This window comes from Citrobacter sp. RHBSTW-00986, assembly GCF_013783065.1.
Classification (GTDB): Bacteria; Pseudomonadota; Gammaproteobacteria; order Enterobacterales; family Enterobacteriaceae; genus Citrobacter; species Citrobacter braakii.
In genome coordinates, this window is sequence record NZ_CP056200.1 from 3617492 (window position 1) to 3644133 (window position 26642).

General features: G+C 52.5%; 30 protein-coding genes. 12 read left to right on the forward strand and 18 right to left on the reverse strand.

Annotated elements, in window-relative coordinates; translation table 11 throughout:
• Positions 1-7: 7 nt before the first annotated feature.
• Complete coding sequence (cyoE, locus tag HV345_RS17640; RefSeq protein WP_003831005.1) at positions 8-898, forward strand: heme o synthase; 891 nt, start codon at positions 8-10, stop codon at positions 896-898.
• Positions 899-957: 59 nt separating this feature from the next.
• Here the strand turns inward: cyoE and HV345_RS17645 are convergent, their stop codons facing one another.
• From HV345_RS17645 to HV345_RS17655, 3 genes are read right to left on the reverse strand one after another with little or no spacing between them, the layout of a single operon-like run.
• On the reverse strand, positions 958-1287 hold the full coding sequence (locus HV345_RS17645; protein WP_047357697.1) for a DUF1493 family protein: 330 nt from the start codon (positions 1285-1287) through the stop codon (positions 958-960).
• Positions 1287-1736, reverse strand: a complete 450-nt coding sequence (locus HV345_RS17650) for an STM2901 family protein (protein WP_181635873.1) — start codon at positions 1734-1736, stop codon at positions 1287-1289. The genes HV345_RS17645 and HV345_RS17650 overlap by 1 nt, the downstream gene beginning before the upstream one ends.
• Positions 1737-1747: 11 nt before the next feature.
• Positions 1748-2230 carry a type VI secretion system tube protein TssD gene (locus HV345_RS17655; RefSeq protein WP_046276105.1) on the reverse strand — a complete coding sequence of 161 codons (483 nt, stop codon included), beginning with the start codon at positions 2228-2230 and terminating at the stop codon, positions 1748-1750.
• 182 nt (positions 2231-2412) lie between these two features.
• Between HV345_RS17655 and HV345_RS17660 the strand changes: the two genes are divergently transcribed.
• The gene (locus tag HV345_RS17660) at positions 2413-3777 is read left to right on the forward strand and encodes an MFS transporter (RefSeq protein WP_016152045.1); all 1365 of its coding nucleotides are present in this window, start codon (positions 2413-2415) and stop codon (positions 3775-3777) included.
• A gap of 94 nt (positions 3778-3871) precedes the next feature.
• Here the strand turns inward: HV345_RS17660 and HV345_RS17665 are convergent, their stop codons facing one another.
• The gene (locus tag HV345_RS17665; protein WP_003831002.1) at positions 3872-4363 is read right to left on the reverse strand and encodes a YajQ family cyclic di-GMP-binding protein; all 492 of its coding nucleotides are present in this window, start codon (positions 4361-4363) and stop codon (positions 3872-3874) included.
• A 174-nt stretch (positions 4364-4537) separates the two neighbouring features.
• Here HV345_RS17665 and panE point away from each other — a divergent pair, with 174 nt between their 5' ends.
• From panE to HV345_RS17680, 3 genes are read left to right on the forward strand one after another with little or no spacing between them, the layout of a single operon-like run.
• Complete coding sequence (gene panE / locus HV345_RS17670; RefSeq protein ID WP_016155860.1) at positions 4538-5449, forward strand: 2-dehydropantoate 2-reductase; 912 nt, start codon at positions 4538-4540, stop codon at positions 5447-5449.
• Positions 5412-6002 carry a protein deglycase YajL gene (yajL, locus tag HV345_RS17675; protein ID WP_016152043.1) on the forward strand — a complete coding sequence of 197 codons (591 nt, stop codon included), beginning with the start codon at positions 5412-5414 and terminating at the stop codon, positions 6000-6002. The genes panE and yajL overlap by 38 nt, the downstream gene beginning before the upstream one ends.
• Before the next feature lie 31 nt (positions 6003-6033).
• On the forward strand, positions 6034-7113 hold the full coding sequence (locus HV345_RS17680) for a hypothetical protein (protein ID WP_181636705.1): 1080 nt from the start codon (positions 6034-6036) through the stop codon (positions 7111-7113).
• Between the two features lie 99 nt (positions 7114-7212).
• Here the strand turns inward: HV345_RS17680 and thiI are convergent, their stop codons facing one another.
• The gene (gene thiI / locus HV345_RS17685; protein ID WP_005125147.1) at positions 7213-8661 is read right to left on the reverse strand and encodes a tRNA uracil 4-sulfurtransferase ThiI; all 1449 of its coding nucleotides are present in this window, start codon (positions 8659-8661) and stop codon (positions 7213-7215) included.
• A 208-nt stretch (positions 8662-8869) separates the two neighbouring features.
• Between thiI and xseB the strand changes: the two genes are divergently transcribed.
• The 4 genes from xseB to yajO are packed head-to-tail and all read left to right on the forward strand — an operon-like array spanning position 8870 to position 12930.
• Positions 8870-9112 carry an exodeoxyribonuclease VII small subunit gene (xseB, locus tag HV345_RS17690; RefSeq protein ID WP_016152040.1) on the forward strand — a complete coding sequence of 81 codons (243 nt, stop codon included), beginning with the start codon at positions 8870-8872 and terminating at the stop codon, positions 9110-9112.
• Positions 9113-10012 carry a (2E,6E)-farnesyl diphosphate synthase gene (gene ispA, locus HV345_RS17695; RefSeq protein ID WP_016152039.1) on the forward strand — a complete coding sequence of 300 codons (900 nt, stop codon included), beginning with the start codon at positions 9113-9115 and terminating at the stop codon, positions 10010-10012.
• 24 nt (positions 10013-10036) lie between these two features.
• Complete coding sequence (gene dxs, locus HV345_RS17700) at positions 10037-11899, forward strand: 1-deoxy-D-xylulose-5-phosphate synthase (protein ID WP_047357694.1); 1863 nt, start codon at positions 10037-10039, stop codon at positions 11897-11899.
• Positions 11900-11955: 56 nt separating this feature from the next.
• Positions 11956-12930: a 1-deoxyxylulose-5-phosphate synthase YajO gene (gene yajO, locus HV345_RS17705; RefSeq protein ID WP_019076159.1), complete on the forward strand. Its 975-nt coding sequence runs from the start codon at positions 11956-11958 to the stop codon at positions 12928-12930.
• Between the two features lie 100 nt (positions 12931-13030).
• Here the strand turns inward: yajO and pgpA are convergent, their stop codons facing one another.
• The 6 genes from pgpA to nrdR all read right to left on the reverse strand — a co-directional run bounded on the left by pgpA (position 13031) and on the right by nrdR (position 17134).
• A complete protein-coding gene (pgpA, locus tag HV345_RS17710) occupies positions 13031-13549 on the reverse strand; it encodes a phosphatidylglycerophosphatase A (protein WP_181635874.1) in 519 nt (172 codons plus the stop codon).
• Positions 13527-14504, reverse strand: a complete 978-nt coding sequence (gene thiL / locus HV345_RS17715; protein WP_075846808.1) for a thiamine-phosphate kinase — start codon at positions 14502-14504, stop codon at positions 13527-13529. The genes pgpA and thiL overlap by 23 nt, the downstream gene beginning before the upstream one ends.
• Before the next feature lie 77 nt (positions 14505-14581).
• Complete coding sequence (nusB, locus tag HV345_RS17720; RefSeq protein ID WP_000801129.1) at positions 14582-15001, reverse strand: transcription antitermination factor NusB; 420 nt, start codon at positions 14999-15001, stop codon at positions 14582-14584.
• A 19-nt stretch (positions 15002-15020) separates the two neighbouring features.
• Complete coding sequence (gene ribE, locus HV345_RS17725) at positions 15021-15491, reverse strand: 6,7-dimethyl-8-ribityllumazine synthase (RefSeq protein ID WP_016152034.1); 471 nt, start codon at positions 15489-15491, stop codon at positions 15021-15023.
• An 86-nt stretch (positions 15492-15577) separates the two neighbouring features.
• On the reverse strand, positions 15578-16681 hold the full coding sequence (gene ribD, locus HV345_RS17730) for a bifunctional diaminohydroxyphosphoribosylaminopyrimidine deaminase/5-amino-6-(5-phosphoribosylamino)uracil reductase RibD (protein WP_016152033.1): 1104 nt from the start codon (positions 16679-16681) through the stop codon (positions 15578-15580).
• A gap of 3 nt (positions 16682-16684) precedes the next feature.
• The gene (gene nrdR, locus HV345_RS17735) at positions 16685-17134 is read right to left on the reverse strand and encodes a transcriptional regulator NrdR (protein WP_016152032.1); all 450 of its coding nucleotides are present in this window, start codon (positions 17132-17134) and stop codon (positions 16685-16687) included.
• Positions 17135-17287: 153 nt separating this feature from the next.
• Between nrdR and HV345_RS17740 the strand changes: the two genes are divergently transcribed.
• Together HV345_RS17740 and HV345_RS17745 are read left to right on the forward strand one after the other, a co-directional pair.
• Positions 17288-17827: a DUF3251 domain-containing protein gene (locus HV345_RS17740; RefSeq protein WP_016155853.1), complete on the forward strand. Its 540-nt coding sequence runs from the start codon at positions 17288-17290 to the stop codon at positions 17825-17827.
• Positions 17828-18125: 298 nt separating this feature from the next.
• Positions 18126-18989 (forward strand): nucleoside-specific channel-forming protein Tsx, encoded by an 864-nt coding sequence (locus tag HV345_RS17745; protein ID WP_003021561.1) that lies wholly within the window; start codon positions 18126-18128, stop codon positions 18987-18989.
• 45 nt (positions 18990-19034) lie between these two features.
• On the opposite strand, the gene HV345_RS17750 is transcribed toward HV345_RS17745, so the two are convergent.
• The 7 genes from HV345_RS17750 to queA all read right to left on the reverse strand — a co-directional run bounded on the left by HV345_RS17750 (position 19035) and on the right by queA (position 25751).
• On the reverse strand, positions 19035-19727 hold the full coding sequence (locus tag HV345_RS17750; RefSeq protein ID WP_049270178.1) for a YafY family protein: 693 nt from the start codon (positions 19725-19727) through the stop codon (positions 19035-19037).
• 23 nt (positions 19728-19750) lie between these two features.
• Positions 19751-20116 (reverse strand): VOC family protein, encoded by a 366-nt coding sequence (locus HV345_RS17755; RefSeq protein WP_016152028.1) that lies wholly within the window; start codon positions 20114-20116, stop codon positions 19751-19753.
• A gap of 169 nt (positions 20117-20285) precedes the next feature.
• Positions 20286-21257, reverse strand: coding sequence for a protein translocase subunit SecF (gene secF, locus HV345_RS17760; protein ID WP_003021550.1), 972 nt, complete (start codon positions 21255-21257; stop codon positions 20286-20288).
• Between the two features lie 10 nt (positions 21258-21267).
• Entirely contained in the window at positions 21268-23115 is a 1848-nt protein-coding gene (secD, locus tag HV345_RS17765) for a protein translocase subunit SecD (protein ID WP_003021547.1), read from the reverse strand.
• A 27-nt stretch (positions 23116-23142) separates the two neighbouring features.
• Positions 23143-23475 (reverse strand): preprotein translocase subunit YajC, encoded by a 333-nt coding sequence (yajC, locus tag HV345_RS17770; RefSeq protein WP_003021544.1) that lies wholly within the window; start codon positions 23473-23475, stop codon positions 23143-23145.
• 22 nt (positions 23476-23497) lie between these two features.
• Positions 23498-24625, reverse strand: coding sequence for a tRNA guanosine(34) transglycosylase Tgt (gene tgt / locus HV345_RS17775; protein WP_003021535.1), 1128 nt, complete (start codon positions 24623-24625; stop codon positions 23498-23500).
• A gap of 55 nt (positions 24626-24680) precedes the next feature.
• On the reverse strand, positions 24681-25751 hold the full coding sequence (gene queA, locus HV345_RS17780; RefSeq protein ID WP_003021529.1) for a tRNA preQ1(34) S-adenosylmethionine ribosyltransferase-isomerase QueA: 1071 nt from the start codon (positions 25749-25751) through the stop codon (positions 24681-24683).
• Positions 25752-25968: 217 nt separating this feature from the next.
• Between queA and acpH the strand changes: the two genes are divergently transcribed.
• Positions 25969-26550 (forward strand): ACP phosphodiesterase, encoded by a 582-nt coding sequence (acpH, locus tag HV345_RS17785; RefSeq protein WP_019076154.1) that lies wholly within the window; start codon positions 25969-25971, stop codon positions 26548-26550.
• Positions 26551-26642 lie beyond the last annotated feature (92 nt).

The window sequence follows — 26642 nt, forward strand, 5'->3', positions numbered from 1 at the left end:
GGCGATTATGATGTTTAAGCAATACCTGCAAGTAACAAAACCAGGCATCATCTTTGGCAACCTGATCTCGGTGATTGGGGGATTCCTGCTGGCCTCGAAAGGCAGCATTGATTATCCCCTGTTTATCTACACGTTGGTTGGGGTGTCACTGGTTGTGGCGTCGGGTTGTGTATTTAACAACTACATCGACAGGGATATCGACAGGAAGATGGAGAGGACCAAAAACCGCGTGCTGGTTAAAGGTCTGATTTCCCCTGCGGTCTCGCTGGTATACGCCACCCTGCTGGGTATTGCTGGCTTTATGCTGCTGTGGTTTGGCGCGAACCCTCTGGCCTGCTGGCTGGGGGTAATGGGCTTCGTGGTCTATGTGGGTGTCTATAGCCTGTACATGAAGCGCCATTCCGTTTATGGCACGCTGATTGGCTCACTCTCCGGTGCTGCGCCGCCGGTGATTGGCTACTGCGCCGTAACCGGTGAGTTCGATAGCGGTGCGCTGATTCTGCTGGCTATTTTCAGTCTGTGGCAGATGCCGCACTCTTACGCGATTGCGATTTTCCGCTTTAAGGATTATCAGGCAGCCAACATCCCGGTACTGCCGGTGGTGAAAGGTATTTCGGTCGCGAAGAACCATATCACGCTGTACATCGTGGCGTTTGCTATCGCCACGCTGATGCTAACCCTGGGCGGCTATGCTGGTTATAAATACCTGATTGTTGCTGCGGCGGTGAGTGTCTGGTGGTTGGGCATGGCGCTGCGCGGTTATAAAGTGGAAGATGACAGGGTCTGGGCACGCAAGCTGTTCGGTTTCTCCATCATCGCCATTACCGCGCTTTCCGTGATGATGTCCGTTGACTTTATGGTGCCAAACTCGCAGAACCTGCTGACTTACGTCTGGTAACGATCTGCTGATACGAAAAGGGTGCCTCCGGCCCCCTTTTTTATTGGCAGGGATGTTATTCAGTCATAAAGCCATTTCCCCGCTTCAGCCGACTCAGCAAACATCCTTACGGTTAGCGGTATGCGTGTTGCTTCCACTTCTTCCCGGTTAGCTTTGAACCATCTAGTGAATAGTGGCAGATTGTGCCATGGATAATAAGGTTTCCAGTTCACACATGATAAATCGACTTTGAACTCTTTCTCATATCGATCCAGAGCACTGTGAAGATCATCACCGGGGGCATCAAACAAATCTGAGTCGAGTTCTAAAGGAACCTCTTTCCAGTTTTCATCCAAATACCCAGGTATTTCTTCCCTGAAAAGCTTTAACACATCGTCTTGAATACTCATTAGAATGATGTCCACTGAATGCGATCTTTAGAGCGAGCAATTAAGTTGTATTTTATCTGAGTCTTTCTGGATACTTGCACAAGTGCATTTACAAGACCAATCCACCCAAGCCAGGGTACATAACGAGCAATCACAGCAGCGAGTTTGTTAGTGTTTTGTATCCTTAACCCCACCGGAGTGGGGACTTTAATACCAAATGGTACCCGCGCATCTTTCAGAAGCATTCTCCCGTATTTGGAAACAACACTTGTTCCTTCAATAGCCCCGGAAGGTTTTTGTCTCGTCTTTAACCAGGGTTGACCAGCCAGAATAGCGGCTCCCGATTCAATACCAATACCTAACTCATCACAAAACTGTTCCAGAAAGATGAGATCGAACAATTCGCCAGCGGACAGATTGCTGTGACCATGATACCAATAGGTTCCATTCGCCTCTTCAGTTGTATCCATTCAATCCCCCATTATGCCGTCTGCCGGTCATTCCATGCGTCGGTATAGATAATGTTCCCGTCGCAATGCTTCCAGGTGATTTTTTCGTAGCGTAATTCTATGGTTTCAAGATGGTTATTATTCATGTCCTCTGGACCAGCCATCGAGGGAGAAACGGAGACAATCCGCACCCCTTCCAGAAACATATTGAAGTATTCAACTTCCTGACCGGCATCATTGATTTTGTACCAACGAATCTCTGCAGACTTAAGATTCTGACCAGAAGCGACAGCTTTGTATAAATACGGGCTAGAGTAGTCAAACTCTTTGATGATCATCATCGGTGAATGTTGGCGTGTGCCTGTTGGCTTGCCTGTACCGTTATCAGTGGGAATAGACAAATTGTGATGAAAGCCTTTAAATTCAATACTGTATTCTCTTCCCTCTACATCACACCCGCCCTTAATCAGCGCACCACCATCGTCATAAATCCACATATTGCCCGGAATCGCCATTTTCCTTTTCCCTCTTTCCATTAGAAATAACCACAAAAAGACTACACCTGTAATTATCGCAAGTAAATTAGTTGCAGTTGTAATTATTTCAATTTTCCCACTACACAATTCCACATATCGTAGAGGTTTACCGCACTCCTTCCCCGCTTTACACTAGGCGCGAAATTAATACAGAGGTGGGAATGAACGATTACAAAATGACGCCCGGTGAGTTGCGCGCCACCTGGGGTTTAGGGACCGTATTCTCGTTGCGCATGCTTGGCATGTTTATGGTTCTGCCGGTTCTGACCACGTACGGTATGGCGCTACAGGGTGCCAGTGAAGCGCTGATTGGCCTTGCCATTGGCATTTATGGTCTGGCGCAAGCCGTTTTCCAGATCCCCTTTGGTCTGCTTTCAGACCGCATCGGTCGTAAGCCGCTTATCGTCGGCGGGCTGGCGGTATTCGTTCTCGGCAGCGTGATTGCCGCCCTCTCCGATTCAATCTGGGGCATTATTCTCGGTCGCGCTTTGCAAGGCTCTGGCGCGATTGCCGCCGCCGTGATGGCGCTGCTTTCCGACTTAACCCGTGAGCAAAACCGTACCAAAGCGATGGCGTTTATCGGCGTCAGCTTTGGTATCACCTTCGCCATTGCGATGGTGCTAGGACCGATCGTTACCCATGCGCTGGGGCTACACGCGCTGTTCTGGATGATTGCGGCTCTTGCAACCACCGGCATCGTGCTAACCATTTGGGTCGTTCCCAATAGCACCAGCCACGTGCTGAACCGCGAATCTGGCATGGTAAAAGGCAGCTTCAGCAAGGTGCTGGCGGAGCCCAAACTGCTCAAGCTCAACTTTGGCATCATGTGTCTGCACATTTTGTTGATGTCCACTTTCGTCGCCTTACCGGGCCAACTGGCGAAAGCCGGTTTCCCCGCCGCAGAGCACTGGAAAATTTATCTGGTGACGATGCTGCTGTCTTTTGTTTCCGTGGTGCCGTTCATCATCTACGCAGAAGTGAAGCGGCGGATGAAGCGCGTATTCCTCGCCTGCGTGTTACTGATCCTTATCGCAGAGATTGTATTATGGAGCGCTAACGTGCGTTTTTGGGGGCTGATTGCGGGCGTTCAGATATTCTTCCTCGCCTTCAACCTGATGGAGGCCCTCCTCCCCTCGCTTATCAGCAAAGAGTCTCCGGCTGGCTATAAAGGCACGGCGATGGGCGTTTACTCCACCAGCCAGTTTCTTGGCGTGGCGATTGGCGGTTCGCTCGGCGGTTGGGTGGTCGAAATGTTTGATGGTCAGGCGGTATTCCTGGCCGGCGCGCTTCTGGCGGCAGTTTGGTTGTTGGTGGCAAGCACAATGAAAGAGCCGCCGTATGTCAGTAGCCTGCGAGTGGAAATCCCACCTGAGATTGCCGCAGATGACACCCTTAAGCAGCGTCTACTGGCTAAAGAAGGGATAAGCGAAGTGTTAATTGTTGCGAAAGAGCATTCGGCTTACGTGAAAATCGACAGCAAAGTGACGAATCGATTTGAGGTTGAACAGGCCATCAGCCAGGCGTGAAGAGTGCCAGATGGCGACTATCGTTTGATCCGGCCTACAAATAGCGTGTGCAACCTGTAGGCCGGATAAGCGTAGCGCCATCAGGCATTACGACTTAATCGCGGAAGTTCTTAAACTGGAACGGCTGGCCGAGATCGCCGCCGCGAACCAGCGCCATAACGGATTGCAGATCGTCACGCGCCTTGCCGGTCACGCGGATTTCTTCGCCCTGAATCTGCGCCTGCACCTTCAGTTTGCTGTCTTTGATCAGCTTAACGATTTTCTTTTGCACCGCGCTTTCAATGCCCTGTTTCAGCTTAGCTTCAACAAACCAGGTTTTACCGCTATGCACGAAGGTTTCTGGTACGTCCAACGAAGTGCCTTCAATACCACGTTTCAGCAGCTTGGCACGTAAAATATCCAGCAGCTGATTGACCTGGAAATCAGACTCGCTTAGCACCTTAATCGTCTTATTCGACTCGTTCAGCTCAAAAGTCGCTTCAACGCCACGAAAATCAAAGCGTGACTCCACTTCACGGCTGGCGTTATCTACCGCGTTACGGGCTTCCTGAAGATCAACTTCAGAAACAATATCGAAAGATGGCATCTTTTCCTCTCCCTTCATTTTTGATGCGAAGCATAATACCTGCAAAGTTACACAACAGACAGCGCTATACTAGGCTGTATCCTTTAATTGTACGTGGTACTGATACCTGCGAACAATAATGGGGTACGGCCGATATGGATTAACACCTGGTGATGTTGCAGGTGAGGAGGAAGAATGAAAATTACCGTACTGGGATGTGGAGCGTTAGGACAGCTTTGGCTAACCACGCTGTGCAAACATGGACATGAGGTTCAGGGGTGGCTACGCGTACCGCAACCCTATTGCAGTGTTAACCTGATCGACACGGATGGGTCAGTATTCAATGAATCCCTGACGGCAAACGACCCCGATTTTTTGGCGAAAAGCGACCTGCTGCTTGTCACTCTGAAAGCCTGGCAGGTTTCTGATGCGGTCAAAGGCCTGGCCGCCATTCTGCCTGACACCACTCCCATTCTGCTGATTCACAACGGTATGGGGACGATTGAAGAGTTGCATAACATTAAGCAACCTCTATTGATGGGCACCACAACCCACGCGGCACGCCGTGACGGGAACGTGATCATTCATGTCGCTCAGGGAACAACAAGGATTGGTCCGGCGCGTGAACAAGACGGTGATTTCAGTTATCTGGCTGAAGTCCTGCAAGAGGTGCTGCCGGACGTCGCCTGGCACAACAATATTCGCGCTGAGTTGTGGCGCAAGCTGGCCGTCAACTGCGTCATTAACCCGCTGACCGCATTATGGGATTGCTCGAATGGAGAGTTACGCCATCATCCTGAAAAAATAGCGCTCATCTGCGAGGAGGTGGCGGCGGTCATTGAACGCGAAGGCCACCACACATCAGCAGATGATTTACGCTATTATGTTGAGCAAGTGATTGACAGTACGGCGGAAAATATCTCATCAATGCTGCAAGACATACATGCCCTGCGCCATACTGAGATCGACTACATTACCGGTTATTTGTTAAAACGCGCCCGCGCGCACGGCATCGCCGTCCCGGAAAATGCCCGCCTGTTTGAAATGGTTAAGAGAAAGGAAAGTGAGTATGAGCGCTCAAGCACTGGTATGTCTCGCCCCTGGTAGTGAAGAGACCGAAGCGGTCACCACTATCGATCTGCTGGTTCGCGGCGGAATTAAGGTCACGACCGCCAGCGTTGCCAGCGATGGCGGCCTGACGATCGTGTGCTCACGCGGCGTGAAACTACTGGCGGATGCACCATTAGTGGAAGTTGCTGACGGGGATTTCGACATTATCGTGTTGCCCGGCGGTATTAAAGGCGCCGAGTGTTTTCGCGACAGCCCTCTGCTTGTCGAAACCGTGAAACAGTTTCATCGCTCCGGGCGCATTGTCGCGGCAATTTGCGCCGCTGCCGCCACAGTCCTCGTCCCACACGATATTTTTCCCATCGGTAACATGACCGGTTTTCCGGCGCTGAAAGACAATATTCCCACTGACCAGTGGCAGGATAAGCGCGTCGTATGGGATCCGCGCGTCAATCTGTTAACCAGCCAGGGACCGGGAACCTCAATCGATTTCGGTTTAAAAATCATTGATCTCCTGGTGAGTCGCGAAAAGGCTTACGAAGTGGCATCACAACTGGTGATGGCAGCGGGAATTTATAACTACTACGAGTAATCTTCAGGCCACTCGCATTCAAGGAATTATGATGAAAGGATATCTGAGCGGAGTGGCTTTACTGCTCCTTTCCGGCTACGCCAGTGCGACTCAACTTGAAATTGAGAGCCTTGAGTATCGCTATCCCGCAAGCACTGAGATGCAATATCGCGTGCCGTGGTTTACCTCAACGGATAACCCACAGGTTGCAAAACGCATTAACGATTATATTTTCACAAGCTTTATCAATCAGCTACCGGGAAATAATCCACAAGCGACCGTGAATCAGTTTGCGAAATCAGAGATGAATCCCACCGCAAACCTTGACTACACGGTTGAGTATCGCGACGCCAAAGTGTTGACCCTCAACATGTTTGTCGAAGGCTGCGGGGCGTATTGCGAGTCGTACAATGTACCGATCAGCTTCGATTTAGCCAACGGCGCGACAATTACCCTTAACGACCTCTTTTCCCGCTCCACGATGACCGAATTAAACACCCGCATCAGAAAAGATATCCGCAGCCAAATTGATACCTTTGTTGTCGCACAGAAATCACAAAAGCCGGAGCAAATAAAAGAAGACGATGGAGATTCTGGCTTTGCCGAATTCTACGCATCGTGTGCAACCTACACCGACGGTCTGTACTACATCGACAAATTCGCCCTGCAAAAAGACCATCTGGCTTTCCTGAACGGACGTTGTAGCAACCACGCCAATCGCGCGGGTGACGAACTGGGCGATTTCACCACGAAAATCCCGACCGTTGAACTGCATAATCAGCTCACGCCTTACGGCCAGTATCTGACTACCGCAAAGAGAACAACACCGGTTTCGCCAGCGCCCGGCATTGACGGCAAGGTCATGTACGGCACGTTGGGAAAAAGCATGCGTATTGTGTTGAAGGTCGACTGCAAATACGGTGATTTTTTTGAAGGGGCTTACTTTTACCAGAAATTTGGCGCACCGATTGAATTAAACGGTAAATGCGACACAGCCGACAATCAACATTATGTACTGAAGACCTCTGCCGCTGAACAATCGGAAGAGAAGATAACGCTGGAGTTAAAAGACGGCGTCTATCAGGGTGTCTGGGAGTCGAACGGGAAAAAGCTCCCCATCCGTTTTGAATAATATTGTTATATTGCCGGATGGCAGCGTAAACAATTTATCAGGCCTACAAAACATACCGCTTGCAGGCCTGATAAGCGCAGCACCCTCAGGCAAAAGTCACTACGGGCGATATACCTTCACGTTTTCAAAGCCCTGCTCGCGCAGATACAGCGCCTGCAGACGGCTCATCACCCCGCGTTCACACCACAGCAGCCAGGTTTTACTCTGGTCCAGATCGCCGAATTTGGTGCTCAGTTTGTAGAACGGCAGAGAAACGACGTCCACACCGTCAACCTTCAGCGGTTTGTCATCCTGTTCATCCACAGAGCGGATATCCAGAATCACATCGTTCGGGCCGAAGCCGCTCACGGTTTCCACTTCCACCACGGTCTGCTGCGTCTGCTGGGCGATATCACGAATATCGATATTGTTCGCTTCTTCAACCACTTTATCGAGGATAGAGAAATCGAAGTTTTCTTCTTCGGCCTCAATCTTCGCTTTAATCGCTTTCACCGTCGGGCTTTTTGAAATCACACCGCAGTATTCCGGCATGGTACGGGCAAAGTCCTCAGTACCAATTTCACGCGCCAGATTAATGATGTGCTCCTTATCATGGGAGATAAGCGGGCGCAGGATCAGAGTGTCAGAAACGTTATCGATCAGGCGCAGGTTGGTCAGCGTCTGGCTGGACACCTGGCCCAGCGCTTCACCGGTTACCAGCGCCTGTACGCCGTAGCGCTCAGCGACTTTCGACGCTGCACGAACCATCATACGTTTAAGGACCACGCCCATCTGACCGTCGTCGACTTTCTCCAGGATCTCGCCAACCACCGGCTCAAAGTTGATCGCGACAAAACGCACGCGATGCGAGCTACCAAAGCGGTTCCACAGATAATGCGCCACCTGACGAACGCCGATTTCATGCGCTGCGCCGCCGAGATTAAAGAAGCAGTAGTGCACACGGCAGCCGCGACGCATCAGCATATAGCTGGACACGCCGGAGTCGAAACCACCGGAAATCAGCGACAGTACATCTTCCTGTGTCCCGATCGGGAAACCGCCAATACCTTCATAGCGGCCTTTAACCAGCAGCAGACGGTCGTTTTCGATTTCAAGATTAACCGTCACGTCCGGCTTCGTCAGCTTCACGCGCGCGGATTCAATATGCTGGTTCAGTCCACCGCCAACATAGCGTTCCACCTCAATAGAGCTAAACTCATGCTTACCGCGACGCTTAACGCGTACGCAGAAGGTTTTGCCTTCCAGTTGATCGCGATACTGCACCAGCGCTTTCTCGAAAATATCGTGCATATCGGTAAACGGCACGTCTTCAACTTCGAGAATATGGTGGATCCCCGGAATACGGGTCAGCGCGTCGCGAATATCCAGGCGCTGGCTTTCATCTTTAGCGCGAACCTCAACGTGATCCCAGTGGCGGACAACGGCAAGGTCTTCATCATAGTGCTTTAAAACGTTACGAATGTTCCCTGTCAGAATTTTTATAAAGCGCAAACGCACAGATTGGCTTTTGATGGTGATTTCTGGGAACAATTTAATGATAAACTTCATGGCGGCAATGGTTCTTTGGCAAGTCTGAATGACTTGTAATGGAAAAAAATACAGCAGCCCATACCCTGCGGCTGCATCCAGGCGCGCAAGTATACCACCATCATGGTCATCCTGTGCACATCGCCTTACCATTGTGCGTTATTTGCTTATCAGTGCGAGTCCGTTACCATAGCCTTGTGCTGCCAATACAGAGAGTCAGACATTCATTATGCCGAAGAAAAATGAAGCGCCAGCCAGTTTTGAAACAGCGCTGAGCGACCTGGAACAGATTGTTACCCGTCTGGAAAGCGGCGACCTGCCGCTGGAAGAAGCGCTGAACGAATTTGAACGTGGCGTACAGTTAGCACGTCAGGGACAGGTCAAGTTGCAACAGGCTGAACAGCGCGTACAAATCCTGCTGTCAGATACTGAAGACGCCGCCCTTACGCCTTTCACACCGGATAATGAGTAAATGGATTTTACGCAGCAGCTACAGGCTTGCGTTGAGCAGGCCAACCAGGCACTGAGCCGTTTTATCGCGCCATTGCCCTTTCAGAACACTCCCGTGGTCGAAACCATGCAATATGGCGCATTATTAGGCGGTAAACGTCTGCGCCCGTTTCTGGTGTATGCGACCGGTCAGATGTTTGGCGTCAGCCTGAGTACGCTTGATGCTCCCGCTGCCGCCGTCGAGTGTATCCATGCCTATTCGCTGATGCACGATGACTTACCCGCGATGGACGACGATGACCTGCGCCGCGGTCTGCCGACCTGCCACGTAAAATTTGGCGAGGCGAATGCGATCCTGGCCGGAGATGCGCTACAAACGCTGGCGTTCTCCATTATCAGCGACGCCCCGATGCCGGAAGTTTCTGATCGTGACCGCATCGCGATGATCTCTGAACTGGCCCAGGCCAGCGGTATCGCCGGTATGTGCGGCGGTCAGGCGTTGGATCTGGACGCTGAAGGCCATCAGGTAGAATTGGATGCGCTGGAGCGTATTCACCGCCATAAAACCGGGGCATTGATTCGCGCCGCCGTGCGTCTGGGTGCGTTAAGCGCTGGCGATAAAGGGCGAGAATGCCTGGCAATACTCGACAAGTACGCAGAAAGCATCGGTCTGGCCTTCCAGGTTCAGGATGACATCCTGGATGTGGTAGGCGATACTGCAACATTGGGTAAACGTCAGGGTGCTGACCAGCAGCTTGGCAAAAGTACCTATCCTGCACTTCTGGGTCTTGAGCAAGCCCAGAATAAAGCCCGGGATTTAATTGAGGATGCCCGCCAGTCGCTAAGTTTGCTGGCCGCACAGTCACTCGATACCTCGGCACTGGAAGCGCTAGCGGACTACATAATCCAGCGTGATAAATAAACCAACATATCCCATGAGCTTGCGATGAGTTTTGATATAGCCAAATACCCGACCCTGGCGCTGGTCGACTCCACTCAGGAGTTACGCCTGCTGCCAAAAGAGAGCCTGCCAAAGCTTTGCGACGAACTGCGCCGCTATTTGCTCGACAGCGTAAGCCGTTCCAGCGGGCACTTCGCCTCTGGTCTGGGCACGGTGGAACTCACCGTAGCGCTGCACTACGTCTACAACACCCCGTTTGACCAGTTAATCTGGGATGTGGGACATCAGGCTTACCCGCACAAAATTCTGACCGGCCGCCGCGATAAAATCGGCACCATTCGGCAGAAAGGCGGTTTGCATCCATTCCCATGGCGCGGTGAGAGCGAATATGACGTACTGAGCGTTGGGCACTCCTCAACCTCCATCAGCGCAGGTATCGGTATTGCGGTTGCCGCCGAGAAAGAAGGCAAGGAACGCCGTACCGTTTGTGTGATTGGGGACGGTGCGATCACCGCAGGCATGGCGTTTGAAGCGATGAACCACGCGGGTGATATTAAGCCCGACATGCTGGTTATCCTCAACGACAACGAAATGTCGATTTCAGAGAACGTCGGCGCGCTGAACAATCACCTGGCGCAACTGCTCTCTGGCAAACTCTACTCCTCGCTGCGCGAAGGCGGGAAGAAAGTGTTCTCCGGTGTACCACCGATTAAAGAACTGCTCAAACGTACCGAAGAGCACATCAAAGGCATGGTTGTGCCGGGTACTCTGTTTGAAGAGCTGGGCTTTAACTATATTGGTCCGGTGGACGGTCACGACGTGCTGGGGCTTATCACCACGCTTAAGAACATGCGCGATCTCAAAGGTCCACAGTTCCTGCACATCATGACCAAAAAAGGTCGTGGCTACGAGCCGGCGGAAAAAGATCCGATTACGTTCCACGCGGTACCCAAATTCGATCCATCCAGCGGATGCCTGCCGAAAAGCAGCGGCGGCCTGCCGAGCTATTCAAAGATCTTCGGTGACTGGCTGTGCGAGACCGCGGCGAAAGACAATAAGCTGATGGCGATCACCCCGGCGATGCGCGAAGGCTCCGGTATGGTGGAGTTCTCACGTAAGTTCCCGGATCGCTACTTTGATGTGGCGATTGCCGAGCAGCACGCGGTGACGTTTGCAGCCGGTCTGGCGATTGGCGGTTATAAGCCGGTCGTGGCTATTTACTCCACCTTCCTGCAACGCGCTTACGATCAGGTACTGCATGATGTCGCCATCCAGAAACTGCCGGTCCTGTTCGCCGTCGACCGGGCAGGTATCGTTGGCGCAGATGGACAAACCCACCAAGGGGCGTTCGACCTCTCTTTCCTGCGCTGTATCCCGGAAATGGTCATTATGACCCCAAGCGATGAGAACGAATGTCGCCAGATGCTGTTCACCGGATATCACTACAACGACGGTCCAACGGTCGTACGTTATCCGCGCGGTAACGCGGTGGGCGTTGAGCTGGCGCCGCTGGAACATCTGCCAATCGGCAAAGGCATCGTGAAGCGTCACGGTGAGAAAGTGGCGATCCTCAACTTCGGCACCCTAATGCCGGAAGCCGATCAGGTCGCAGAATCACTGAACGCCACGCTGGTTGATATGCGCTTTGTGAAACCGTTGGATGAAACGTTGATCCTCGAAATGGCAGCCCAACACGAGGTGCTGGTCACCCTCGAAGAGAATGCCATTATGGGCGGCGCTGGTAGCGGCGTAAACGAAGTGCTGATGGCCCATCGCAAGCCTGTTCCGGTGCTGAACATTGGCCTGCCTGACTTCTTCATCCCGCAGGGGACTCAGGACGAGGCTCGCGCCGAACTGGGACTTAATGCCGCCGGAATTGAGGCCAAAATCAAGGCCTGGCTGGCATAATCCCCTCCCCGCTCCTGCTATGCTTAACTCATCACGAGCATAGCAGGAGTGGATTAATGAAATATAACACCTTAGGAAAAACCGACCTACGGGTCTCCCGCCTTTGCCTGGGTTGCATGACGTTTGGCGAGCCCAATCGCGGCAATCACGCCTGGACGCTACCTGAAGAAAGCAGCCGCCCGATAATCAAACACGCTCTTGAAGGCGGCATTAACTTTTTTGATACCGCCAACAGCTACTCCGCTGGCAGCAGCGAAGAGATTGTCGGCCGCGCGCTGCGTGATTTCGCCCGCCGCGAAGATGTCGTGGTCGCCACCAAGGTTTTTCACCAGGTTGATGATTTAGCGGAAGGATTATCCCGCGCACAAATCTTGCGCTCAATCGACGATAGCCTCAGACGCCTGGGTATGGACTATGTGGACATCCTGCAAATTCACCGCTGGGATTACAATACGCCTATCGAAGAAACGCTGGAAGCCCTTAACGACGTAGTGAAAGCCGGTAAAGCTCGCTATATTGGCGCCTCATCCATGCACGCATCTCAGTTTGCTCAGGCGCTGGCCTTACAGAAACAACACGGCTGGGCGCAGTTCGTTAGCATGCAGGATCACTACAACCTGATCTACCGTGAGGAAGAACGCGAAATGCTGCCGCTTTGCTATCAGGAAGGCGTCGCGGTGATCCCATGGAGTCCGCTAGCGCGTGGTCGCCTGACGCGCCCCTGGGGAGAAACGACCGCACGTCTGGTTTCTGATGAAGTCGGTAAAAATTTATACAGTGACAGCGATGAAAACGACGCGCAAATTGCCGCGCGGCTGACCGGTGTCAGTGAGGAATTAGGCGTAACGCGTGCGCAGGTTGCGCTGGCCTGGCTGCTAAGCAAACCGGGTGTGGCAGCGCCGATTATCGGCACTTCGCGCGAGGAACAGCTGGATGAGTTACTTAATGCGGTGGATTTGACGCTGAAGCCGGAGCAGATTGCCGAGCTGGAAACGCCGTACAAACAGCATCCGGTGGTCGGATTTAAATAATCTGGCATTGCCCGATGGCGCTGCGCTTATCGGGCCTACGAAACCGCCATCGTGTTTCCAGGCCGGATAAGGCGTTTACGCTGCCATCCGGCAAACCTATTTAAATGATACCTACCGGCCAATGATGGCCGATAAAATACAAAATTCCGGCGGAGAGTATTCCGGCCACAATATCATCAATCATGATCCCCGTACCGCCATGCACGTTGCGATCGAACCAACGGATCGGCCACGGCTTCCACATATCCAGAATACGGAAAATCACAAATCCGGCGGCGACCCACTGCCAGTCGTGGGTCGGCAGCGCCATCAGGGTTATCCACATCCCGACAAACTCGTCCCAGACAATGCTACCGTGATCGTGCACGCCCATATCTTTCGTCGTTTGATGGCACAGATAAACGCCGATACAGATAGACAACATGACCACCAGTGAATACAGCTGCCACGGCAGAAACGTCATTAAATACCAAAAAGGGATCGCCGCCAGCGATCCCATCGTGCCTGGAACAATTGGGCTCAGCCCGCTGCCAAAACCGGTGGCCAACAGGTGCCACGGATTGCGCATACTCAGGCGGCTTTTGGCGACATCTTTTTTAAGGCGCGGCAAAATGGTCATATCCTTTCCAGTCGAACGTGACGGGTTTTCCGTCGCGCGTAAAGTGAATGCCTTCCACGTCCGCGCTCATCTGCCCAATGCAGGTAAACGATGCGCCGAGATTTCCCAGCGCCACGTCCAGTGCGCCACGGTTAATTTCCGGTACGGTAAAGCATAACTCATAATCTTCACCACCCGAGAGCGCCCAGCGCAGGGCTTGTTCCGGCTCAACGTGTTGGGCAAATGCCGTGGAGTATGGCAACGCATCGACGTTAACCCGCGCCCCACAGCCGCAGGCATTGACGATATGCCCCAGATCGGAAATCAGGCCGTCGGAAATATCGATAGCCGCACTGGCCAGATCGCGCAGGGCTTGTCCCTGCAAAATACGCGGCGTTGGACGCAGATGACGTTTAAGCAGATAGTCTGCGTCTTTTGCATCTGCCACCTGCAAGCGATCCTGCAAAATCGCCAGCCCGGCCGCGCTGTCGCCCGGCGTACCGGTCACATAAATCCAGTCCCCCGGTTTCGCACCGGAGCGTTTTAAGGCCCGTCCAACAGGGACGTAGCCGTGGATACCCAGCGTCATCGACAGTGGCCCACGCGTGGTGTCACCACCTATCAGCTGCATATCATAGTAATTGAGGAGTTCAAACAGGCTATCGCTGAAGGCTTCAAGCCAGGCTTCATCGACGTCAGGCAGCGTGAGCGCCAGCGTCAGCCACGCAGGATCGGCTCCCATCGCCGCCAGATCGCTCAAATTCACCGCCAGCGCTTTCCAGGCGAGATCGGTGGGATCAATGTCGGGGAGGAAGTGGTTGCCTGCCACCAGCGTATCGGTGCTGATCGCCAGCGTCTGTTTTTCAGGGATGTTCAGAAGTGCGCAATCGTCACCAATACCGGTTTCGACATCAAGACGAGACGTTCTTACGCGGTCAAAATAACGGGCAATCAGGGAAAATTCGCCGCATGCCATACGTTATGCCTCAGCAGAAAAAAAAGAAAAAGCCGGGGGCAGCGGAAACAAGTTCCACCATCCAGCCGGCCTCGGGATTACTTTTTGTTGGGGCGAATCACAGGTGCTGCTTTATCCAGTACGCCGTTCACGAATTTATGGCTGTCTTCAGCGCCGAAGGTTTTCGCCAGTTCAATCGCTTCGTTGATGGCCACTTTGTACGGCACATCACTACGTTTAGACAGTTCAAACAGCGCAATACGCAGCACGGCTTTTTCTACCTGACCCAGCTCTTCCAACAGACGAGACAGATAAGGCTTCATTAATCCATCCAGGTACGCGCTGTTAGTCGCCACCCCGGACAGCAGTTCACGGAAATACAGAACGTCGACATCTTTTACGTCCTGTTCCGCCAGGAACTGGTATTCAACATCAGCGATGTCGTTCTGGGACAACTGCCAGGAGTAGAGCGCCTGGACGGCACACTCACGGGCGCGGCGACGAGCAGCAGGTTTCACGGATTTCCCCTTACAAAAATCAGGCCTTGATGGCTTTCAATACATTAATCATTTCAAGTGCAGTCAGTGCAGCTTCTGCGCCTTTGTTGCCGGCTTTAGTGCCAGCACGTTCGATGGCTTGTTCAATACTTTCGGTGGTCAGAACACCGAAGGCTACCGGAATGCCACTGTCCTGAGCGACATGCGCCAGGCCATTGCTTGCACCGCCAGCCACATATTCGAAGTGCGCGGTACCACCACGAATCACCGTACCTAACGCAATCACCGCGTCGTATTTACCGGATTTTGCAAGTACTGAGGCTGCCAGCGGCAGCTCATACGCGCCCGGAACCCAAACGACGGTAATGTTTTCATCTTTAACCTGACCAATACGTTTCAGGGCGTCGATCGCACCTTCCAGCAGGCTGTCATTGATAAAGTTGTTGAAACGCGCAATGGTGATGGCGACGCGAGCGTCCGGGGTAGCAACGTTAGCTTCAATAATGTTCATATTCTTCCTTCGGATTCACTAGACCCCGCAGGGGGGCGGATTTTATCATAATAATCTGTGCGCTGCTTCCCTTTCGAACCGGGAGATCATGCGCCCACTAAATGCAGGCAAAGGTCCGGACCTACATGGCGTATTTCGTTGAATTTGAAATGGGGGGCGTCAGCCAGTTTCTCAAGGCCTGGAAGCACACATAATCCTCGTGCATCGCTGCCTAACAGTTTAGGCGCAACATACACGATTAGCTCATCGACCAGACCGGCCTGTAATAACGCGCCCGCAAGCGTTGGACCAGCTTCCACCCAAATGCTGTTAATTTGCTGCTTGCCCAGTTGCATCATCAGCACCACCAGATCCAGATGCCCGTTATGTTCCGGCACCTTCAGGCTGCGCACCGTCTCCGGCCAACTACGAGGATCATCTTTTGTCCGGGCAATCCAGGTTTCTCCAGGCTGTTGCACAATACGGTGTTCCGGCGTGACCTGATTCTGGCTATCAACAACAATGCGGATAGGCTGGCGCAGATTTTCCTGCGGGTAACTCGCCTGGGTTGACTCCCCAAGTTCCGACCAACGCACGGTAAGCTGAGGGTCGTCAGCCAACACCGTAGCGCTGCTGGTTAAGATGGCGTGGCTTTGCGCCCGTAATCGTTGCACATCGCGACGCGCCTGTGGCGAGGTTATCCACTGGCTTTCACCACTGGCCATCGCCGTACGCCCATCAAGCGACGCACCAAGTTTAAGCTGCACGTAGGGGAATCCCGTACGCATACGCTTGAGAAAGCCTTTATTAAGCTGCTCAACCTCGCTCATCATCAGCCCGTGACTGACGTCAATGCCCGCCTGCTGCAAACGGTAGAGACCACGACCTGCTACCTGCGGATTGGGATCCTGCATCGCTGCAACCACACGTGACACGCCTGCGGCAATCAGCGCATCGCAGCACGGGGGGGTACGACCATGATGGCTGCAGGGTTCAAGCGTTACATAGGCAGTCGCCCCTTGCGCTTTTTCTCCAGCCATGCGCAGAGCGTGGACTTCGGCATGCGGTTCGCCCGCGCGGTGATGATACCCTTCACCGACGATCTCCCCATCTTTGACAATCACGCAGCCCACGTTGGGATTGGGGTGAGTGGTAAAACGTCCGCGCGCAGCAAGCTTCAGCGCGCGCGCCATGTACAATTCATCCTGCATGGCTTAGTCCTGTAGGCGAGCAATCTCTTCGCCAAATTCTTTGATATCTTCGAAACTCCGGTAAACCGAGGCAAAGCGGATATAGGCGACTTTATCGAGTTTTTTCAACTGCTCCATCACCAGGTTGCCGATCATTTTGCTCGGCACCTCACGCTCGCCAGTCGCACGCAGTTGTGATTTGATATGGTTCAACGCCATTTCGACGTCATCTGAGCTGACCGGACGTTTCTCAAGCGCTCTGAGCATGCCGCTGCGCAGCTTATCTTCATTAAAGGGTTCACGCACATCGTTGCTTTTCACAACGCGCGGCATGACAAGTTCAGCCACTTCAAAAGTGGTGAAACGTTCGTTACAGACCAGACACTGCCGACGGCGGCGTACTGAGGAGCCCTCGCCTACAAGACGAGAGTCAATTACCTTAGTGTCTACGGCGAAACAGAATGGGCAATGCATACGGCGTCCTGTCCTCAGTGGTTAACAGAAATCTATTTTACCCTGAACTGGCGTGACAACAAAGGCGCAGCGCTTTTGAGACAAAGGATCGATGCCTTCGTGCTCGGTGCGCACTACCATTATGCTATCGCGACAATGAAGGAAGTAATCACAATGACAAGACGTTACCTAAGAATTCTCCTGGTGGGAAGTCTCTTTAGTCTTAGCGCATGCGCACAGCAAAGCGAAGTACGCCAGATGCATCAAAGCGTTAGTACGTTGAATAAAGAGATGACACAGCTAAATCAGGAAACGGTAAAAATTACACAACAAAATATGTTGAATGCCAAATCAACCAGCGGAGCCTATCTGCTGCCGGGTTCCAATACACCAGCCCGACTGGACAGCCAGATTGGCATGTTACGGATGTCACTTGTCAATATTGCGCCGAACGCCGACGGCACGCGGCTCACATTACGTATTCAGGGTGAATCCACTACGCCTTTACCCGCCTTTAGCGCCACCGTCGAGTATGGACAAATTCAGGGCACCACGGATAACTATCAGGAAACGAACGTTCAGAACCAATTGGTAACGGCCCCGGCAAGTATCCTTGCTCCCAGCGACGTAGACATTCCGCTGCAGATAAATGGCCTCTCTCCGGACCAGTTAGGATTTGTTCGTATCCACGACATCCAGCCTGTTAATCAATAAACTTTTTTGCGGGACGTTTTGTGCGTTCCGCAACATCACTCCGGCCCGTTTTGTTACTCACCTGACATAACCGATATTTCTGGTAAAACTTGGCAACATTCATGGGAGCCAGTACAATTCGCCGCCTAAAGTAAGCAAACGTGAACGCAATCGATTACGTAAATGATAGAACTGTGAAACAACACATATTTTTGTGAACAATGATTTTTATAATAGGCTCCGAAGAAACACGAAATATTTAGAAACGCAATTTGCGCCTTTTTCACTCCCGAAAGGGATTTCAAACAGTGGCATACATATGAAAAAAACATTACTTGCAGCCGGTGCAGTGCTGGCGCTCTCCTCGTCTTTTACTGCCAACGCTGCAGAAAATGACAAACCGCAATATCTGTCCGACTGGTGGCACCAGAGCGTCAACGTAGTGGGAAGCTACCACACCCGTTTCTCCCCGAAACTGAACAACGACGTTTATCTGGAATACGAAGCGTTTGCCAAAAAAGACTGGTTTGACTTCTATGGCTACATCGATATTCCGAAAACCTTCGACTGGGGTAACGGCAACGATAAAGGCATCTGGTCTGACGGTTCCCCGCTGTTTATGGAAATCGAACCGCGTTTCTCAATCGATAAACTGACCGGTGCTGACCTGAGCTTTGGTCCGTTCAAAGAATGGTATTTCGCCAACAACTACATCTACGATATGGGTGATAACAAAGCCAGCCGCCAGAGCACCTGGTATATGGGTCTGGGTACCGATATCGATACCGGTCTGCCGATGGGTCTGTCCCTGAACGTGTATGCTAAATACCAGTGGCAGAACTATGGCGCATCCAACGAAAACGAGTGGGATGGCTACCGTTTCAAAGTGAAATACTTTGTGCCGATCACCCAGGTTTGGGGCGGCCAACTGACCTACATCGGCTTCACCAACTTCGACTGGGGCTCCGATTTGGGTGATGATCCGAACCGCACCAGCAACTCTATCGCTTCCAGCCACGTCCTGGCGCTGAACTACGATCACTGGCACTACTCCGTAGTAGCGCGTTATTTCCATAACGGCGGCCAGTGGAAAGGTGGAGATACTCTGAACTGGGGCGAAGGCGACTTCAGCGCGAAATCTACCGGTTGGGGTGGTTACCTGGTCGTAGGTTACAACTTCTAATCCTGCCAATTTATCGCAGACAAGCCAGCTTAACCGCTGGCTTTTTTATGGCTGATCTTCACAGCGTACTTTACGTAAAAAGTCACTCAGCGAGCGATCCGCAGATTCACGAAAATGCCTGTCGAGCGGCGTGATCTTCAGACACCGATCAACGCGAAAGCAGCGATAATCGTTACGTTTCTCGCACCAGGCAACCAGCAACCAGTGCTCACCCCAGAAAAATAGCCCCAGCGGCTGAACGTCGCGCCAGGAGAGATTCCCGGACTCGTCGCGATAATGCAGCGCCAACACATGCTGCGCCGAAACCGCGCGATGTATGAGATCAAAAGCACTGCGTGAATGCGGCTGATTGCCAAAATCTGGCGCGAAAACCCGCGTTTGCTCGGCTCTGCGCCGACACTCTGGCGGCAATATCGCCAGCACTTTTTCCTGCGCGGATTCCAGCGCCTGTGAGAGTGAATCCCCGCCCCATGTTTTCAGCAAACGAATCGCTACCATTAACGCTTCTGATTCGCGATGCGTTAACATCAACGGCGGCAGATCAAACCCCGCCATTAAGCGGTATCCACTGCCCACTTCTCCTTCAATAGGCACGCCGGATAAAGAGAGATCGCGGATATCGCGATAAATCGTCCGTTCAGAAACCTCAAGACGTTCTGCCAGCAGCGCCGCCGTTGTCACTCGCCTGCCACGCAGGATTTGTACAATCTGAAACAAGCGGTCGGCGCGTCTGGTCATTTTAATCCTCAGTCCTGAAAATATTACGCGGGTTGATGTAAACCAACACGATTGCCTTCGCTGTCAGTAAACAGCGCAATAGTGCCAATATCCTGCCCCAGTTCGAGCGGACCAAACACGCACTGACCGCCAGCGGTGGCGACGCGTTTAAGCGTTGCAGCCAAATCGTCCGTATGCAGATAAATAATAGCGCCCTGCGCTGAAGGCGTAATACCGTCAAATTTAGCCAGCGCCCCGCCGGGAGCGGGATCCTGGTGTGGAAATACGGCCAGCTCCGCGCTGTCCATATTCTCACGACGCAAAGAAACCTGCATCACTGGCTCATAAAAAGCAATGGCGCGCTCCATTTGTGCCACGGGGATTTCAAACCAGCTAATTACGTTATTCATACTTCCTCCTGCCTGTGTGGGTAATCTCAGAAGGACTATAAGACAGGGCTACTGACAGCATACTGTCAGTAGTATGGCGACCGGAAAAGATAATGGACTGCTAGCAAATCGCAGGCAAAAAAAATCCCGACCTTGCGATCGGGATTCCAGTATCTTCACTCTTAATAGTTTAAGGCAGAATTGACGGTTGATCCGCCCCTTCTTTCTCAACCTTCTGCTGCAGCATGTGCTCACGCTTCATACCCAGCTTCAGCGCCAGCGCCGATGCTACGTAGATAGAAGATGCAGTACCGATGGAAACACCGATCAGCATCGTCAGCGAGAAGCCTTCCAGTACCGGACCACCGAACAGGAACAGCATCAGAATAACCATCAACGTCGTACCGGACGTAATCAACGTACGGTGCAGCGTCTGAGTCAATGACACGTTAAAGATTTCGTAAGGCGTACCGCGACGAATTTTGCGGAAGTTTTCACGAATACGGTCAGATACGACGATACTGTCGTTCAGCGAGTAACCGATTACCGACATCAACGATGCGACGATAGTCAGATCAATCTCGATATGGAACAACGACAGGATCCCAAGTGTGATAATCACGTCGTGCGCCAGAGCGATAACTACCCCTGCCGCCAGTCGCCACTCAAAGCGGAAACCGACGTACACCAGGATAGATATCAACGCCGCCATCAGCGCCATTGCACCGGTTTGCGCCAGGTCTGCACCCACGCTCGGACCCACGAATTCAATTCGCTTCACCGCGGCGTTTTGGTTGGTAGATTCGTTAATCACACTCAACACTTTGCTGCCCAGTACCTGACCGCCGTCTGCGCCTTCAGTTGGCGGCATACGCACCATAATGTCGTGGCTGCTGCCGAAGTTCTGCAGAAGCGGATCAACAAAGCCCGCTTTCTCCAGCGCATCGCGCATCACGTCCATATCGGCCGGTTTTTCCAGCGTGATTTCAATTACCGTACCACCGGTGAAATCGAGACCCCAGTTAAACCCGCGTACGCCCATCACCACGATAGCCGCAATCAGCAGGAAACCTGAAATGCCGAAAGCCCAGTAGTCCCAGCGCATAAAGTCCCAGACTTTACGGCCGTGGTTCAATTGTTCAACAGTATATTCCTGTGCCACTTCGCACTCCTCAGATTGACAGCTTTTTGACGCGCTTGCCGCCATACAACAGGTTTACGATGGCACGTGTACCGACAATCGCGGTAAACATCGACGTCGCCACACCAATACCGGTAGTAATCGCGAACCCTTTAATTGCCCCGGTGCCAACTGCGTACAGGATAATGACCTTAATCAGCGTCGTAATGTTCGCATCAAAGATGGAGCTAAATGCGCCCGCATAACCTTCATTGATGGCCTGCTGCACCGAACGTCCGTTACTCAACTCTTCTTTGATACGTTCGTTAATCAGTACGTTCGCATCGACCGCGACGGCAAGGGTTAAGACGATCCCCGCAATCCCCGGCATACTCAGCGTAGCGCCCGGCAGCAGCGACATAATACCGACAATCAGTACCAGGTTAGCAATCAGCGCACTGGTCGCGATCAGACCGAACTTCTTATAGAAGAAGATCATGAACAGGATAGACACCACCAGACCGGCCAGACACGCTTCCAGACCCTGTTTAATGTTCTGCATACCCAGGGTAGGACCGATGGTACGTTCTTCAACAATCTGAATCGGCGCAATCAACGCACCGGCACGTAACAGCAGAGAAAGCTGACGCGCTTCGTTCGGGTTGTTAATACCGGTGATACGGAAGCTGTTGCCCAGGCGAGACTGGATGTTGGCGATGTTAATCACCTCTTCCTGTTTCACCAGCACTGCGCGACCGTTGGCATCTTTTTTACCGCTGTCTTTGTACTCCACGAACAGGGTCGCCATCGGCTTACCGATGTTGTCCTTGGTGAAGTTGGACATGATGTTACCACCCGCGCTATCCAGCGAGATGTTAACCTGCGGCTGATTGTATTCGTCCTGGCTTGAAGTGGAGTCGGTGATATGATCACCGGTCAGGATCACGCGTTTGTACAGCACAACCGGCTGACCTTCACGAGACTGTTTCACTTCCGAATCACCCGGTACACGCCCGGATGCCGCAGCGGACTGGTCAACGTTGGTGTTCACCAGACGGAATTCCAGCGTCGCGGTAGCGCCCAGAATTTCTTTTGCACGCGCGGTATCCTGAATGCCTGGCAGTTCGACCACAATGCGGTCAGCACCCTGACGTTGGACCACCGGCTCAGCAACACCCAGTTGGTTAACACGATTACGCAGAATGTTGATGTTCTGCTGTACCGCGTATTCACGGGCTTCGCTCAGGCGCGCATCGGTCATCACCGCACGCAGAGCATTGCTGCCCTGGCTGGAAATAACCAGATCCTGGTGACGCTTGCTCAGGTAAGAGATAGCTTCATCACGGGCGCTGCTATCACGGAAGGTGATGCTCAGACCGTAGTTATCTTCTTTGCGAACGGTAGTATAAGGAATGCCTTTTTCACGCAGATCGCTGCGCAGGCTATCGATATTTTGTTCCTGCAACTTACTCAGCGCGGTGTCCATATCCACTTCCATCAGGAAGTGAACGCCGCCACGCAGGTCAAGACCGAGTTTCATCGGTTCTGCGTGAATGGCTGCCAGCCAGCGTGGAGTTGCCGGTGCAAGGTTAAGCGCCACGACGTATTGATCGCCCAATACGCCCATTAACACTTCACGAGCGCGCAGTTGGGTATCAGTGGAGTCGAAGCGCGCAAGAATAGCACCCTCTTCCAGAGCCACAGACTTAGGTGTGATTTTATCTTCTTGTAACGTTTTCTGGACCTGGATCAGCGTTTGCTCACTGGCGGCGGCACCGCGCACGCCAGTGATTTGAACAGCCGGATCCTCACCATACAGGTTGGGAAGCGCATAGAGCAGACCGACGACAATAACGACGATCAGCATGACATACTTCCACAAAGGATAACGGTTTAACACGGCAGTTCCCTTTGGGAAAACAATAAATTACAGCGCCTTCATGGTGCCTTTCGGCAGAACGGCAGCTACGAAATCACGTTTAATAACCACTTCAGTGGTGTCGTTCAGCGCGATAGCGATGTAGCCAGATTCTGCTACTTTGGTCACGCGACCCACCAGACCACCGTTAGTCAGCACTTCATCGCCTTTCGCAATGGAGTTCATCAGATTTTTGTGTTCTTTGGTGCGCTTTTGCTGCGGGCGCAGGATCATGAAGTAGAAAATCAGACCAAACACCACCAGCATCAGAATCAGAGACATCGGGCTGCCCTGCGCCGGAGCACCTGTTGCCGCTACCGCATCAGAAATAAAAAAGCTCATTCAAATTCCCTCATTATTAAAATTAATCAACGTTCACAGGTGGAACTGGTCTACCCTGACGTTGGTAAAAATCGGTCACGAAGCTCTCTAATTTACCCTCTTCAATAGCCTTGCGTAAACCCGCCATCAAACGCTGGTAGTAGCGAAGGTTATGAATCGTGTTGAGTCGCGCTCCCAATATTTCGTTGCAACGGTCGAGATGATGCAAGTAAGCGCGCGAATAATTGCGACAGGTGTAGCAATCACACTCAGCATCGAGCGGACTGGTGTCGCTTTTATGTTTCGCGTTACGAATTTTTACCACGCCGTCAGTCACAAACAAATGACCATTACGGGCATTTCGCGTTGGCATCACGCAGTCAAACATATCGATACCGCGACGTACGCCTTCAACCAGATCTTCTGGTTTGCCGACGCCCATCAGGTAACGAGGTTTATCTGCCGGAATCTGTGGGCATACATGCTCCAGGATGCGGTGCATATCTTCCTTCGGCTCACCGACAGCCAAACCGCCGACAGCGTAGCCATCAAAACCGATGTCTACCAGACCTTTAACGGAGATATCACGTAAATCTTCGTAAACACTGCCCTGAATGATGCCAAAAAGCGCATTTTTGTTGCCGAGGCTATCAAAACGATCCCGACTGCGCTTCGCCCAACGCAGAGACATCTCCATCGAGCGTTTAGCATAGTCCCAGTCGGCCGGATACGGTGTACATTCGTCGAAGATCATGACGATATCGGAACCGAGATCGTATTGAATCTCCATCGACTTCTCGGGATCGAGGAAAATCGGATCGCCGTTGATTGGGTTACGGAAATGCACGCCCTGCTCGGTAATCTTACGGATATCACCCAGGCTGAAAACCTGGAAGCCGCCGGAATCGGTGAGGATTGGCCCTTTCCACTGCATAAAATCGTGCAGATCGCCATGCAGTTTCATGATTTCCTGCCCCGGGCGCAGCCACAGGTGGAAGGTGTTACCGAGGATAATCTGCGCGCCAGTTGCTTCAACTTCTTCCGGCGTCATGCCTTTCACGGTGCCGTAAGTACCGACCGGCATAAAAGCAGGTGTTTCTACTACGCCACGATCAAAAACCAAGCGGCCGCGGCGAGCGCGACCGTCTGTGGTATCCAGTTCAAATTTCATCTTAACTCCTGCGTCAGAAAAACAGTCCGACGTTTTAAATACTCATATCGCGGATTTATTCCCCGACACGCTCAGAAATAGCCTGCGGATTGTACGTGATAAACATCGCATCACCGTAACTAAAAAAGCGATATTCCGCTTTTACCGCTTCATGATAGGCGTGCATGGTGTTTTTATAACCAGCAAACGCGGAAACCAGCATGATCAGCGTTGATTCCGGTAGGTGGAAGTTGGTTACCAGGGCATCAATCACCTGATATTTATAGCCAGGATAAATGAATATTTGCGTATCGCCGAAAAACGGCTCGATAAGGTCGTTTTTGGCCGCCTGTGCCGCGCTTTCCAGTGAACGTACGGAGGTGGTGCCCACCGCAATCACGCGGTTGCCGCGCGCTTTCGCCGCCAGCACAGCATCAACGACATCCTGCGGCACTTCCGCATATTCGGAGTGCATGATGTGATCTTCGATGGTGTCTACGCGCACCGGCTGGAAAGTCCCCGCGCCCACGTGCAGCGTGACGAACGCCATTTCAATGCCTTTATCGCGCAGCTTAGCCAGCAGCGGATCGTCAAAGTGCAGACCCGCAGTCGGCGCGGCGACCGCACCGGGTTTTTCGCTATACACGGTCTGATACAGCTCGCGATCGGCATCTTCATCCGGACGGTCAATATACGGTGGCAGCGGCATATGGCCGATGGCGTTAAGGATATCCAGCACGCTGCGCTCGTCGTTAAACTCGACTTCAAACAGCGCGTCATGGCGTGCCACCATCGTTGCTTTAATACTTTCGTCGTCGCCCAGCAGCAGCTCGGCCCCCGGCTTTGGCGCTTTCGAGGCGCGAATATGCGCCAGAATACGTTTGTCATCCAACATACGCTCGACCAGCACTTCGATCTTGCCGCCGCTGGCTTTACGGCCAAACAGACGCGCCGGAATAACGCGGGTGTTGTTAAAGACCAGCAAATCGCCAGGGTTGAGCTTATCGAGCAAATCGGTGAAAGTACCGTGCGTCAGCGCGCCCGTCGGCCCGTCCAAAGACAGCAAGCGGCAACTACTGCGCTCAGCTTGCGGATAGTGGGCAATCAGGGATTCGGGTAGTTCAAAGGTGAAATCGGTAACGCGCATGACACTGACTCAGACTAAAATAAGAGGCGGGTAGTCTAGTGCCGGGGCGTCCTCCCTGCAACCTTTACCCCTCAAGTTAAAAGACATAATCTATACACAAAATCATTCAAGATGCATCGAGGCGGCAACTGAATGAGTCCCCGGGAGCTTACTCAAGTAAGTGACTGGGGTGAGTGAAGGCAGCCAACAAAGAGGCAGTTTGAAGGATGAAGTGGATATGAATTTTCTTGCACATTTGCATCTGGCTCACCTCGCCGACAGCTCGCTTTCCGGCAATTTGTTGGCCGACTTTGTCCGGGGCAATCCGGAAACGCACTATTCGCCTGACGTGGTGGAAGGCATCTTCATGCACCGTCGTATCGACGTGATGACCGATAACCTGCCGCAGGTGCGTGAAGCCAAAGAGTGGTTTCGCAGCGAAACGCGCCGTGTCGCGCCGATTACGCTGGACGTAATGTGGGATCATTTTCTGTCGCGCCACTGGTCGGAAATATCCCCCGACTTCCCGCTGGCGGACTTTGTGCGCTATGCTCGCACCCAGGTGACCACTATTTTGCCTGAATCGCCACCGCGCTTTATCAATTTAAACAACTATATGTGGTCAGAGAAATGGCTTGAGCGCTATCGGGACATGGATTTTATCCAGAACGTCCTGAATGGCATGGCCAGCCGCCGCCCACGACTCGATGCCCTGCGTGACTCATGGTATGACCTGGATACGCATTACGATGCGTTAGAGGAACGGTTCTGGCAGTTTTATCCGCAAATGATGGAACAGGCGCAGCGTAAAACCCTTTGACTACAGCCCGTATTAGCCGCCGGATAAGCAGTAGCCGCCATCCGGCAAAAGATTGATAGACAAAACCTGTCTCATTGATTGCCAGCGCCTCT

Bases quoted from the DNA above. Each gene is read 5' to 3' on its own strand.
- yajO (WP_019076159.1), top strand. From the start codon at position 11,956: ATGAAATATAACACCTTAGGAAAAACCGACCTACGGGTCTCCCGCCTT.
- HV345_RS17680 (WP_181636705.1), top strand. From the start codon at position 6,034: ATGAAAGGATATCTGAGCGGAGTGGCTTTACTGCTCCTTTCCGGCTAC.
- ribE (WP_016152034.1), bottom strand. From the start codon at position 15,491: ATGAACATTATTGAAGCTAACGTTGCTACCCCGGACGCTCGCGTCGCC.
- queA (WP_003021529.1), bottom strand. From the start codon at position 25,751: ATGCGCGTTACCGATTTCACCTTTGAACTACCCGAATCCCTGATTGCC.
- pgpA (WP_181635874.1), bottom strand. From the start codon at position 13,549: ATGACCATTTTGCCGCGCCTTAAAAAAGATGTCGCCAAAAGCCGCCTG.
- cyoE (WP_003831005.1), top strand. From the start codon at position 8: ATGATGTTTAAGCAATACCTGCAAGTAACAAAACCAGGCATCATCTTT.
- HV345_RS17750 (WP_049270178.1), bottom strand. From the start codon at position 19,727: ATGACCAGACGCGCCGACCGCTTGTTTCAGATTGTACAAATCCTGCGT.
- HV345_RS17740 (WP_016155853.1), top strand. From the start codon at position 17,288: ATGACAAGACGTTACCTAAGAATTCTCCTGGTGGGAAGTCTCTTTAGT.
- thiI (WP_005125147.1), bottom strand. From the start codon at position 8,661: ATGAAGTTTATCATTAAATTGTTCCCAGAAATCACCATCAAAAGCCAA.
- HV345_RS17665 (WP_003831002.1), bottom strand. From the start codon at position 4,363: ATGCCATCTTTCGATATTGTTTCTGAAGTTGATCTTCAGGAAGCCCGT.
- yajC (WP_003021544.1), bottom strand. From the start codon at position 23,475: ATGAGCTTTTTTATTTCTGATGCGGTAGCGGCAACAGGTGCTCCGGCG.
- HV345_RS17745 (WP_003021561.1), top strand. From the start codon at position 18,126: ATGAAAAAAACATTACTTGCAGCCGGTGCAGTGCTGGCGCTCTCCTCG.
- HV345_RS17645 (WP_047357697.1), bottom strand. From the start codon at position 1,287: ATGAGTATTCAAGACGATGTGTTAAAGCTTTTCAGGGAAGAAATACCT.
- HV345_RS17655 (WP_046276105.1), bottom strand. From the start codon at position 2,230: ATGGCGATTCCGGGCAATATGTGGATTTATGACGATGGTGGTGCGCTG.
- panE (WP_016155860.1), top strand. From the start codon at position 4,538: ATGAAAATTACCGTACTGGGATGTGGAGCGTTAGGACAGCTTTGGCTA.
- ribD (WP_016152033.1), bottom strand. From the start codon at position 16,681: ATGCAGGATGAATTGTACATGGCGCGCGCGCTGAAGCTTGCTGCGCGC.
- HV345_RS17660 (WP_016152045.1), top strand. From the start codon at position 2,413: ATGAACGATTACAAAATGACGCCCGGTGAGTTGCGCGCCACCTGGGGT.
- tgt (WP_003021535.1), bottom strand. From the start codon at position 24,625: ATGAAATTTGAACTGGATACCACAGACGGTCGCGCTCGCCGCGGCCGC.
- xseB (WP_016152040.1), top strand. From the start codon at position 8,870: ATGCCGAAGAAAAATGAAGCGCCAGCCAGTTTTGAAACAGCGCTGAGC.
- nrdR (WP_016152032.1), bottom strand. From the start codon at position 17,134: ATGCATTGCCCATTCTGTTTCGCCGTAGACACTAAGGTAATTGACTCT.
- acpH (WP_019076154.1), top strand. From the start codon at position 25,969: ATGAATTTTCTTGCACATTTGCATCTGGCTCACCTCGCCGACAGCTCG.
- ispA (WP_016152039.1), top strand. From the start codon at position 9,113: ATGGATTTTACGCAGCAGCTACAGGCTTGCGTTGAGCAGGCCAACCAG.
- HV345_RS17650 (WP_181635873.1), bottom strand. From the start codon at position 1,736: ATGGATACAACTGAAGAGGCGAATGGAACCTATTGGTATCATGGTCAC.
- thiL (WP_075846808.1), bottom strand. From the start codon at position 14,504: ATGGCATGCGGCGAATTTTCCCTGATTGCCCGTTATTTTGACCGCGTA.
- dxs (WP_047357694.1), top strand. From the start codon at position 10,037: ATGAGTTTTGATATAGCCAAATACCCGACCCTGGCGCTGGTCGACTCC.
- yajL (WP_016152043.1), top strand. From the start codon at position 5,412: ATGAGCGCTCAAGCACTGGTATGTCTCGCCCCTGGTAGTGAAGAGACC.
- HV345_RS17755 (WP_016152028.1), bottom strand. From the start codon at position 20,116: ATGAATAACGTAATTAGCTGGTTTGAAATCCCCGTGGCACAAATGGAG.